Here is an 11487-nt window from a genome sequence, read left to right on the forward strand (position 1 = left end):
ATAGGTTGCACGAATTAGTTTGGAATTATCACTTGAACACATAAGAGTTTTCCTACATTTTTCGACATTAGCCATTATTTCCATTGATTTTCCTACTTCCCCTATCAAAAATGCTATATACAACCGGAATCACAAACAATGTTAAAAACGTCGAGCTTACTAATCCACCAATCACCGTAATCCCCATAGGCTGATTAATTTCTGTCCCACCCCCAATACCAAGAGCAAGCGGGATAAGTCCCAAAATGGTTGTTATGGCTGTCATCAGAATTGGTCGAAACCGTTCTTTTACAGAAAGGATAATTGCTTCAACCGATTCGATACCTTGATCCTTCTTTTGATTGATATAGTCTATAATAACAATAGCATTATTAACGACAATCCCCGCTAGGACAATCACTCCTATGATAACAGTCAAGCTTATTGGTGTCTTTGTAATGGTCAGCGCGAGGGCAACACCTATTACCATTAACGGGACAGTAAACATAATGACAAGTGGAAATTTCAAGGACTCAAACTGTGCTGCCATTACAAGATACACAAACGTAATGGCTAAGACAAAGGCTAAGATCAATTGATTTAATGCACTATCAAGCAATTCTCGGTCCCCACTAAAAATAATTTCTGTTTCTTCGGCTAGCTTCAGGTTTTTAATCTCCTGATCGACTGTTCTAGAAATGAAACCGAGGTTCGTTGTATCCTTATACTTTAACGTGAATTGAACAGCATCCTGCTGGTTAATTCGTTCAATTCTGACAGGTCCATACCCACGTTTGATATTGGTTACATCGCCTAGCTCAATATAGTTCCCTGCAGGATTTTTGATCAGCAAGCCTTTTAGGCTTTCTACACTTTCACTAACATCTTTATCATATTCAACAATTACACGATAGATTTCTAAGTCGTCATCTACCATCTGGGTCGCTATACTGCCACGAGTCACATTATTCACAATCATCGCTATGGCTGCAGGCATCAGCCCCTGTTTTAATGCTTCTCTACGGTTCACCGTAATCTGAACTTCTTCTAGTTGCTCCATAAGGTCTGTTGTAATTTCGTTTACTTCTTCCAGTTTGTTTAAGCTTCCATAGATTTTATTAACGGATTCTTCTAACCTCTCCTTATTTGTATCAAGTACACTGAATGTAAGTGTATTGGGATTCGAGCCAGCAGTTGACTGCATATTAAATGACAGTCTCGCCGTTGCATTCGTAGACACTGCTACCTTTTCGATTGATTCCTTTATATCATCCGAAAATTGAAAGATAGAACGTGTACGTTTATTAATTGGTTTTAATTTTACATACATCTCTGCTTCATTTGCATTTCTTGCTCCTCTGAATGAACCCTCCTGTGTTGTACCAATTAGGCTAACATATGTCTCCACATCCGGTTCTTTTTTCAGTTCTTTTTCAATTGCTACCAGTACTTTTTCTGTTTCTGACAACGCTGTTCCATTTCCTAACTTTACACGAATTGTAAAAAATCCCTCATCCGTTTTTGGTAAAAACTGCATTCCTACAGTTGTTAAGCCAAACCCTCCACCAACTAATAACAAAGTGGAAATAATTAGGACAAGTACTCGATGGTGTAAACACCATCTTACTCCTCTTTCAAGTCTCTGCAGTATGTATGAGCTTTGTCTTTCCTTTTCAATATTACGTTTTGGTGACTTTAATAGTCTGCTTGCTAGCATGGGAACTACGGTTAAGGATACTAACAACGAAGCAATCAAGCTAAAAGATATGGTAACGGCAAATTCCTTAAATAGCTCTCCAATAATTCCTGTAATAAAAACAACTGGTAAAAAAACAGCAACTGTTGTCAGTGTAGAGGCAGTGATTGCCCCACCAACTTCATATGAGCCTATACGAGCTGCTTCCTTTGCATCCTTGCCCATCGCCAAGTGACGGTAAATGTTTTCAATAACCACCCACTATCGAGTTATCCACCAACATTCCAATCCCTAATGCTAGTCCTCCAAGCGTCATAATGTTAAGCGTGTAATCCGAAAAATACATTAATACAAATGTAAAAATAACTGAATACGGAATAGAAACGCCAATAATCAGAGGGCTTTTAACATTTTTTAAAAAGAAAAAAAGAACAACCATTGCAAATAGTCCACCAAGGATTAAGGAATTCGTTATGTTTCCTATGGCTTGTTTAATGTATTCCCCTTGATCAAAAATGATATCTGACTGAATATCTTTATATTTATCCTCATTCAACAGTTTCTCTAATTTTTCTATGAATGCTTTGGAAACTTCTGCCGTATTTGCATCAGATTGCTGAAGGACACTAAGAAGAACAGATGGATTATCGTTTGTACGAGTAATGGTACGATCATCCTGATTTTCCAGTTTTACATGGCTTATATCACTTAAAATTACTTCTTCTCCTAATAAAGGGTTCATTACCACTGTTAGATTTTTTAATGTATCAATAGAATCTAACGAAGATATAACTCTTGTCGTTAATTGCTTACCTTCAGTTAAAATAGGCTCACCTGGCATTGAAATATTATTGGCTTGGATTAGATCAACTATATCGCTATGACTTAATCCAAACTCCTTTAATTTCTCCTGATTAAGCTCAACCTTTACTTCCTTTGCTGTCGTTCCAGATATATTTATACTCGCGACTCCATCCACTTTTGTTAACTCAAGCTCTAATTCTTGAGCTAGCTGCCTTAGCATCTTCTCGTTTTTTCCCGCACTTAACGAAAGCTGAATAACAGGAAACTGTGAAGGGTCAAACTTTAAGAACCTAGGCTTTCCTGCATCCTCTGGAAGTGTTGTTAGATCGATGCGTTGGATAATTTCATCCTGTATCTCATCAATATGCGTCGTCCATGAAAATTGAAGGAGGATAAAATTTGCTCCCTCCTGTGAGGTGGTGGTGAGAGTTTTTATACCAGGTAGGGTCGCTAAATTACTTTCAAGTGGTTTTGTAATTTTTTCTACAACCTCCTCAGGACTCGCTCCAGGGTAGTTTGTTACTACCACACCTACCGGAGGTTTGATCTCTGGTATTAGCTTTAAAGGGATATTCACTAAAGAAACAACTCCAAGAATCAGCACTAAGAACATCGTAACAATTGTAAAGACGGGTCTTTTTATAGCATATTCACTAATCTTCATCCCATGGCACACTCCTCTCAACCACTCACACATTCAGCCATCTAAAGGGTTTTTATGACCCATATTATAAAGAAGGCAAATTTCGTATGCAAATAAGCGCTGTTTTCAAACTCTCCTGCAAGAAAAAAAGCTTCTCCATTATAGGAGAAGCTTACATAAAAGGATTTTATATTTGTAGATTTATATACTGATCCCCTGTCTTAGGTTTTCCAACAAAATACCCTTGAGCCAGGTTCATCCCAAGGTCTCTACACAACTCTAGTTCTTCTATTCTTTCAATTCCTTCTGCCAGAACTTGAATGTTTAGGTCTTGTGCTATTAATTGAACTTCCTTTAAAAACTTTTGTTTCTGCCTATCTTGATCACAGTGGTCTATATAGCTTCGATCAATTTTTACATAATCGGGATGTAATAGTTCTAGCATCTCTATTGTAGAGAAGCCTGAGCCAACATCATCAAGTGCCACCTTCATCCCCTGCTTTTTGTAAGTGATAAACACCTTTTGCAAATGTTCGACATCATCGATTTTCTCTGTCTCCACGACCTCAAACACTAAATCAGTTGGATCGATTCCATATCTATTAACAAGATGAAAGGTATGCTGAAGGCAAAATTCCGGATTATAAATGGTCGATGGCAAAAAATTTATAAAGCTTTTGACCCCTTTTTTTATATACTTTCTACGAGTCTGTATAGCCACCTCTCTTGCCCTCTGGTCAAGCATCGAGAGTAACCCCGTTTTTTCTGCTACCTGAAATAGCTGGCCCGGTGGAATTTGGTTCATGCCATTCGTACGTAATAGGGATTCAAATGCGAATAATTGATTATTCTGTAAATCGATGATTGGTTGTATATGTCCAATTAATTCCCCCGTTTGAATGACTTGAACAATTTCACGATTTTTTACTCTCTCTAATAAAACAGGTAAAGAGGTCAATACTATTGGTTTTTCCGCTTCATTCGATACAGCTGCTTTTACTTCCGAAAGATCTTTTAGCTCTCTAGTCAGCGTTTTTAAATAGTCTTCTAATTCTTGAATCGAAGAGTACTTATACTCAGTATAAGTACGATCATTATTCATCCCCTCGATAAATAAGTAACCTGAGGTATTGATCTTGTAACTAACTCCACATTCAGTACATTTTTTCATAGAAGCTCCTCCAGGACTTAAGAATCAATACTATTATACCAAAAATAGTGTTTTATCCTAGAAAAAAGAAGCCCTCAGGACACGAGGGCTTCTAGGTACTTATTGGTAATCATCCATAGGATTATAAAGCGTAACGTCTGGATTTTTTTCTTGGAACCAACGAAGAGCAAAATCGTTTTCAAAAAGAAATACTTTCTTATCGTAGCGATCCTTTACTAACAAGCTACGGCTGCTAGAAAGATTTTCATTAATTTCTTCATTTTCAACCCAACGAACGATTTTCGAACCCAATCTTTCCATCAATACTTCTGCATTGTACTCGTTTCTCATCCGATGCTCAAATACTTCAAATTGGAGTTGACCCACTGCCCCTAACAAATAATCATCTGTCCGAATTGTACGGAAGAGCTGAATGGCACCTTCCTGTACTAGCTGCTGAATTCCTTTGTGGAAGGATTTTTGCTTCATCACGTTTTTAGCTGAGACCCGAACGAAGAGTTCAGGTGTAAATTGTGGAAGCTTTTCATATTGAAAATTATTTTTCCCAACAGTCAATGTATCTCCGATTTGATACGTACCTGGATCGTACAAGCCAATAATATCTCCACTAACTGCTTCATCAACCGTGTTACGGTCATCCGCCATAAACTGAGTGGATTGAGATAACTTCATTGGCTTCCCTAAACGTGGAATATTGACGGTCATTCCTCTTTCAAATTTCCCTGAACATACACGTAAAAAGGCGATTCTGTCCCTGTGAGCAGGATTCATGTTAGCCTGAATCTTAAAAACAAAGCCCGAGAAATCTTCTATTAATGGATCAATTTTCCCCTCCGTAGATTCCCGAGCTTGGGGAGAAGGAGCAAATTGAAGATATGTTTCAAGGAATGTCTGTACACCAAAATTCGCTAGTGCACTACCAAAAAAGACAGGTGTTAGCTCCCCGTTTGCAATTCTTTCACGAGAAAATTCATTTCCTGCTTCATTTAATAGCATGATTTCTTCCAATGTTTGATCATATAAGGAGTACTGCTTTAATTTATGGTCTCCTTCTATTTCCCCATCCTTGTTTAATGGGACATACCGCTCTTCCTCTTCTACACGGAATTGTTCAATTCGCTTATAGAAACGATCGTAAATTCCTAGGAATTCTTTCCCCATACCGATTGGCCAGTTCATTGGATATGATTCAATCCCCATGACCTCTTCTAGCTCAGCTAATAGCTCTAATGGAGATTTCCCCTGACGATCGAGCTTATTGATAAAGGTAAAAATCGGAATACCCCTCATGCGACATACCTTAAATAGCTTTAATGTCTGCTCTTCAATCCCCTTAGCTGAATCAATAATCATGACCGCACTATCTACTGCTGTAAGTGTACGATACGTATCTTCACTGAAGTCTTGGTGCCCTGGTGTATCAAGAATATTGACTCGACAGTTGTTATAATCGAATTGCATCACACTTGAAGTAACGGAAATACCACGTTGTTTTTCAATTTCCATCCAATCGCTTGTTGCAAACTTACCCGTTTTCTTTCCTTTTACTGTTCCCGCATCACGAATGGCACCACCAAATAACAATAACTTTTCTGTTAATGTTGTTTTCCCAGCATCCGGGTGGGAAATGATTGCAAATGTGCGACGTGATTGTACATCATCTTTGAAATTTTTTGCCATTATAGAAATTCCTTTCTTTCCTTACACAAATTCATCCATAACTTCAATCTTATCGCGACTGTATAAAGTTTGCAATGTGTTCTTTTGCAAAAGCAGTAACAAACCTATCATTATGTAAGACAATTTATGAAGGTTCTTCCTTTTCAAGAAAAAATTTTCTGCTATAATGAGATAGAAATCAAACTTAATAGGTAAGAATTGTAGGGGAACCGGTGAAGACCGGTTGAGAGTGCATCCAACTGATGCTAACCCTTTGAACCTGATCTGGATGATACCAGCGTAGGGAACATATTCTTTAGACAAAAAATATTTGTTTAAAACATATGCGCCCGGTTCAAAACTGTGGCGTTTTTTGACGTCTAGAGTTTCAGATCTATTCCTACTTATACCATTGGAGGGGACAAGTAATGAAAAAATGGATAGCTGCATTAGCAACTACCGTGTTACTTGCAGGATGTTCAAATACAAATGAACAGAGTGCAGAGAAAGACGAAGCGAATAAGGATGACTTAAAGAAAGTGACGGTCGTTCTAGACTGGACACCAAATACGAATCATACAGGACTATACGTGGCGAAAGATAAAGGCTTTTTTGAAGCGGAAGGTCTAGATGTGACGATTCAAATGCCGGGAGAGGCAGGCGCAGACCAACTTGTTGCTTCTGAGAAGGCTGACTTCGGTGTAGGGTATCAAGAGGGAATTACACAGGCAAGAGTGCAAGGTGTCCCGCTTGTTTCTATAGCTGCAGTCATTCAGCACAACACATCTGGGTTTGCATCACCTGCATCTAAAAATATTCAATCACCTAAGGATTTTGAGGGGAAAACTTACGGTGGCTGGGGTTCACCTGTTGAAGAATCCATCATTTCCTCTCTTATGAAACAGGAGAAAGCGGATGTAGATAAAGTAAATATAGTAAATATAGGAGATGCGGATTTCTTTACCGCTGTCGAACGTGATATTGACTTCGCCTGGATATACTACGGTTGGACAGGTGTGGAAGCGGAATTACGAGGAGAAGACATTAACATGGTTTATTTAACCGATTACTCCGAAAAGCTAGACTACTATACACCTGTGTTAACAACTAGTGAAAACATGATTAATAAGGATCCCGAAACAGTAAAAGCATTTGTTAAAGCCGCTTCAAAAGGCTATGAATTTGCTATCAACAATCCTTCCGATGCGGCGGACGTCCTAATCAAAGCTGCTCCTGAGCTTGACGCAGAGCTTGTAAAGAAAAGTCAGGAATGGCTGGCTACCAAATATCAAGACGATGCAAACCAATGGGGTGAGCAACGTTTAGAAGTGTGGGAAAACTATGCTTCTTGGATGCTTGAAAATGGATTGTTAGAATCCGAGTTAGATGCAGAAAAAGCCTTTACGAATGAATTTTTACCACAATAGGAGTTGGTCATATGGCAAACGCACTTGTTAGTATTCAAATTATCCCTAAAACAAAAAATGGTGAAAATGTGATTCCTTACGTAGATGAAGCAATAGCCATTATTGATGCTTCTGGTGTAAAGTATGAGGTTCATCCGCTTGAGACAACAATGGAGGGTGATCTCCAGGAGCTTTTTGCAGTTATTACGAAAATGAATGAAAAGATGATTGAAATGGGAAGCAGTAATGTTATTTCGCAGATAAAAATTCTTTACCAACCAGATGGAATAACAATGGATACACTTACGGAGAAATATCGTTCATGATTCACAAACTTCCAAAGGGATGGAGACCAATTTTGGTTCTCCTCCTTTTATTCATTGGCTGGGAATTTACCGTAAGAATATCAGAGGTTCCTACATGGCTTCTCCCAACTCCATTACAAATTTTTAATGAACTTATTAATGGGTGGAGCAGTGTTTCTGTTCATCTATTTTCAACTATTCAGCTTATTTTATTAGGCTTTTTTTCAGGAGTTACAGTAGGACTGTTAACCGCTTTTATTTTACATAATATTCCTTTTTTAAAAGAATCTTTCTATCCACTTCTTATTCTATCGCAGAATATTCCTATTATCGTACTTGCACCACTACTTGTCATCTGGTTTGGTTTTGGTCTTTTACCGAAATTAATTGTTATTACACTTGTTTGTTTCTTCCCAATTACGATTTCAGCAATGGACGGATTCCGCCAAGTTGCTCCAGAGCTTTTCCATTATATGCATATGGCAGGAGCAACAAAGCGACAGTTATTTTGGAAACTTGAGCTTCCGTTTGCTCTCCCCTCGATCTTTTCAGGGCTGAAAATCTCAGCAACCTACAGTGTCATGGGAGCTGTTATATCTGAATGGCTAGGATCTGAGAATGGCATTGGAGTATACATGACACTTTCTTCCTCATCTTTTCGGACAGATCGAGTGTTTGTTGCCATATTTCTCATTATGGCATTAAGTTTGTTATTTTTTATTATGATAAATTGGTTGGAACGGTTCGTTATTCGTTGGAAAGCGGAGGGGGAAAATCATGGAGCTTCTTAAAATGCAAAATGTTTCTTTTTCTTATCGAGATAAACAAATTTTACATGATCTTAACCTCTCTGTGAAAAACGGTGAGTTTGTAACCATACTTGGTCCCTCAGGAAGTGGGAAAAGCACCATTTTCCAGTTAATTGGCGGGATCCAAACTCCATATATGGGGTCAATTATACTCGAAGGGGAAGAAATCACAGGAGACAGAGGACATATAAGTTATATGCCCCAATCTCCTTCCTTACTTCCTTGGCGAACGATCATTCAAAATGTTCTGTTGGGTCAAGAGCTACAAGCGAAAAAGGATTATAAAAAAGCAGATGAGATGCTACAAAGAGCGGGGCTACTGGAGTACAGAAATGCTTATCCTCACGAGCTTTCAGGCGGTATGAAGCAAAGGGTTGCTTTTTTACGAGCACTCCTTAGTCCCCAACCAATCATATGTTTAGATGAACCTTTTTCAGCATTAGATGAATTAACCCGTCAGGAAATGCAACTATGGTTGCTTTCTATCTGGGAACAGTACAAAAAGACCATTATCTTTGTTACCCATAATATTGAGGAGGCGCTCTTTCTTTCCGACCGTATATTTGTCCTATCCGCTAAACCAGCAAGAATTAAACAAGAGGTCGTTGTTCCCTTTTTGCGACCAAGAGATGAAGAAATGCTGTTTACCGGTGAATTTCTTCAACATAAAAAAATGATTCATGATCTATTGAGAAAAGGTTGATTCTTACATGAGGAAAGTAATAGACTCCCATTTACATTTAGATAAGTATTTAGACAATGAAATTCTTATGATGATGAAGACCCTTGACCAAGTGGATATGCTTATTAGCGTATCCTATGACTTAGAATCATGTAAAAGAAATTCTACTCTCTCAAAGTCATATCAAAATGTCAAAACAGCGTTTGGATTTCACCCTGAGCAAGCAATAATTACAGACGAAGAAATGGCTGATCTATTTCAATGGGTATACTCACATATCGACGAAATGATTGCAGTTGGTGAGGTTGGGCTTCCTTATTACCTACGTACTTCTAGCTCCTGGAGTTCCTCACTCGAACCATATAAGGAACTTCTTGAAGAATGGGTAAAGCTTGCTAGTAAAAACAACTTGCCTATCTCACTCCATGCCGTTTATGATGATGTACCGACCGTTTGCTCGATTTTAGAAAAGCACAGCATAGAAAAAGCACATTTTCACTGGTTTAAAGGGGTAGATACCGATATGGATCGGATCATCCGAAACGGTCATTTCATCTCACTTACTCCTGACATTTTGTATGAAGAGGAAATTCAGGTTATTGCTAAGCGATTTCCAATATCACAGATGATGGTGGAAACGGATGGTCCCTGGCCCTTTGAAGGTCCTTTTAGCGGGAGAATTACCCACCCCAACATGATCCATCAAACAGTAAGACAGCTTTCTGAATTAAAAACTATATCAATCGATAAGACCTATGAGACACTCTATGTAAACACTAGAAATTTTTTTGATATATAAAGGAATGAAGGTGAGAAACCCCACCTTCATTCTTTTTTATTACCACTTAAAGCAAGCAGCACCAACAATGATTAATAGGATGAAAAGTACTACGATTAGCGCAAAGCCACCGCCGTACCCAACGCCACCAACTGCTGGAGCAGCATAGCCGCAACCGCTGTAAGGATATCCGTATCCGTACATATCTATTCCTCCTTTAATATTTTAAAATTAGATTAGTAGCCGTATCCGCCAAAGCCCCAAGAAGCACCGATGATGATTAATAAGATAAATAATACTACTAACAGAGCGAAACCTCCGCCATATCCACCAAATTGTTCTGACATTTTAAATTACCTCCTTAGTTGTAAGTCAATATATCCTATGTAAGAATCCTAAAATGTGCGAATAGTCATCCGCCCTTTTTTAGTTAAAAAGCGGAAGCGGCTTGTTCAGGGGCGTAACATCGAAGGTTAGCTTTAACAAAAAAAACAACAGCCCCCGGCTAGGAGGCTGTTGTTTCTACATGATTGGTCTTACTTCGTAATTATTAATAATTGATTCTTTCATTTCAGCAAAATTATATTCGTACTGGATTTGATTTGGCAAAGGAAGTTCGATCCAGCGATACAGACCAAATTGAGTTAGCTGTTCTTTGTAAACTGGTCGGCAATTTTCTAAAACACTAACATTAAAGGATTCAAACCCATCTAACTGAACCACTTCTTTAAGTAACTTTCTTTTCATTTCTAGACTAGTTATTTCCCTTTCCTTCTTTGAAGGAAGATGAATCACAATTTTATCATCCTTCATTAAATCCAATATCATCAATTTTGATTTAGAAAGCTTTTTTAGCATTCTATTAATTTTCCAAAGAGAAACACCATCAATCGTATTAAAAATTAATGCCATATTTTTTTTCATAATTCCATTTCCTTTATTTCCTCATTTTCGTATGTAAGCATACATTATCACAATTTGTCGATTTATAAAATTGGACAATCGGCCTAGCTAGTACACAAGCTTTTCTATTATTTATGAAATTTCAGGACGATTGTTTTATGTTTTTTTCATTCATTGCCATTATTGATGGTAATTTGCCATCTATTTATAAAAAAAACCATCCTAAAGTAGTTTAATAGATTTTGTGAAAAAAGGAAACTTCCATCTTATTCCTGCATAGATTGAAAGGTAGAATAAAGTAAAGGCGGAGACACGAGTGAGTCGATTGAAGCGATACATGATCTATAAACCTTGGGTTAGTTTGAAAATTATCTTTTTACTAGTTAGCCTAATCGTTCTTTTCTTTTTAGTTGCGAAGCTTTATTTAAATAAGACTATTGTCATTGAATCACCCAAGAAGGACGAACCAGGAGAAAAAATAATTATCGTCTTACCAAGTGGGAAAGAAGTATATACGTATGAAAACTTGATTCAATCTGAAAATGGAAAGCTATATTACAAAGGAGATCGCTCAGAAATTGATTTAACAGGCGGAATCGTCAAATATGAAGATTGGGAATAAAACAAAATCCATCTATTGATGGCTTTTCAA

General features: G+C 37.8%; 11 protein-coding genes, 1 pseudogene and 1 riboswitch. Of the genes and pseudogenes, 6 read left to right on the forward strand and 6 right to left on the reverse strand.

Annotated elements, in window-relative coordinates; translation table 11 throughout:
• Positions 1 to 67: 67 nt before the first annotated feature.
• From BKO01S_RS19385 to BKO01S_RS19395, 3 genes and pseudogenes are all read right to left on the reverse strand, one after another.
• Positions 68 to 3143, reverse strand: a pseudogene (locus BKO01S_RS19385) (efflux RND transporter permease subunit).
• A gap of 166 nt (positions 3144 to 3309) precedes the next feature.
• On the reverse strand, positions 3310 to 4293 hold the full coding sequence (locus BKO01S_RS19390; RefSeq protein ID WP_066058232.1) for an EAL domain-containing protein: 984 nt from the start codon (positions 4291 to 4293) through the stop codon (positions 3310 to 3312).
• Positions 4294 to 4392: 99 nt separating this feature from the next.
• Positions 4393 to 5973: a peptide chain release factor 3 gene (locus tag BKO01S_RS19395; protein ID WP_066058235.1), complete on the reverse strand. Its 1581-nt coding sequence runs from the start codon at positions 5971 to 5973 to the stop codon at positions 4393 to 4395.
• A gap of 192 nt (positions 5974 to 6165) precedes the next feature.
• A riboswitch (TPP riboswitch) is annotated at positions 6166 to 6276 on the forward strand.
• A gap of 104 nt (positions 6277 to 6380) precedes the next feature.
• Here BKO01S_RS19395 and BKO01S_RS19400 point away from each other — a divergent pair.
• From BKO01S_RS19400 to BKO01S_RS19420, 5 genes are read left to right on the forward strand one after another with little or no spacing between them, the layout of a single operon-like run.
• Complete coding sequence (locus tag BKO01S_RS19400) at positions 6381 to 7379, forward strand: ABC transporter substrate-binding protein (protein WP_066058240.1); 999 nt, start codon at positions 6381 to 6383, stop codon at positions 7377 to 7379.
• A gap of 11 nt (positions 7380 to 7390) precedes the next feature.
• Complete coding sequence (locus tag BKO01S_RS19405; RefSeq protein ID WP_066058242.1) at positions 7391 to 7684, forward strand: thiamine-binding protein; 294 nt, start codon at positions 7391 to 7393, stop codon at positions 7682 to 7684.
• A complete protein-coding gene (locus tag BKO01S_RS19410; protein WP_066058245.1) occupies positions 7681 to 8454 on the forward strand; it encodes an ABC transporter permease in 774 nt (257 codons plus the stop codon). The genes BKO01S_RS19405 and BKO01S_RS19410 overlap by 4 nt, the downstream gene beginning before the upstream one ends.
• Positions 8441 to 9175: an ABC transporter ATP-binding protein gene (locus tag BKO01S_RS19415; RefSeq protein WP_066058248.1), complete on the forward strand. Its 735-nt coding sequence runs from the start codon at positions 8441 to 8443 to the stop codon at positions 9173 to 9175. Before BKO01S_RS19410 ends, BKO01S_RS19415 begins: the two co-directional genes overlap by 14 nt.
• 7 nt (positions 9176 to 9182) lie before the next feature.
• Positions 9183 to 9953: a TatD family hydrolase gene (locus BKO01S_RS19420; RefSeq protein WP_066058252.1), complete on the forward strand. Its 771-nt coding sequence runs from the start codon at positions 9183 to 9185 to the stop codon at positions 9951 to 9953.
• 39 nt (positions 9954 to 9992) lie between these two features.
• Here the strand turns inward: BKO01S_RS19420 and BKO01S_RS24045 are convergent, their stop codons facing one another.
• From BKO01S_RS24045 to BKO01S_RS19425, 3 genes are all read right to left on the reverse strand, one after another.
• Complete coding sequence (locus tag BKO01S_RS24045) at positions 9993 to 10136, reverse strand: YjcZ family sporulation protein (RefSeq protein ID WP_084362150.1); 144 nt, start codon at positions 10134 to 10136, stop codon at positions 9993 to 9995.
• Between the two features lie 32 nt (positions 10137 to 10168).
• Complete coding sequence (locus tag BKO01S_RS24050; protein WP_084362151.1) at positions 10169 to 10279, reverse strand: YjcZ family sporulation protein; 111 nt, start codon at positions 10277 to 10279, stop codon at positions 10169 to 10171.
• Between the two features lie 175 nt (positions 10280 to 10454).
• Complete coding sequence (locus tag BKO01S_RS19425) at positions 10455 to 10856, reverse strand: hypothetical protein (protein WP_066058255.1); 402 nt, start codon at positions 10854 to 10856, stop codon at positions 10455 to 10457.
• A 295-nt stretch (positions 10857 to 11151) separates the two neighbouring features.
• Between BKO01S_RS19425 and BKO01S_RS19430 the strand changes: the two genes are divergently transcribed.
• Positions 11152 to 11457: a hypothetical protein gene (locus BKO01S_RS19430; protein ID WP_157077424.1), complete on the forward strand. Its 306-nt coding sequence runs from the start codon at positions 11152 to 11154 to the stop codon at positions 11455 to 11457.
• Positions 11458 to 11487 lie beyond the last annotated feature (30 nt).

It is taken from the genome of Robertmurraya korlensis NBRC 107688, from assembly GCF_001591645.1.
In the GTDB taxonomy this organism is placed as follows: Bacteria; Bacillota; Bacilli; order Bacillales; family Cytobacillaceae; genus Robertmurraya_A.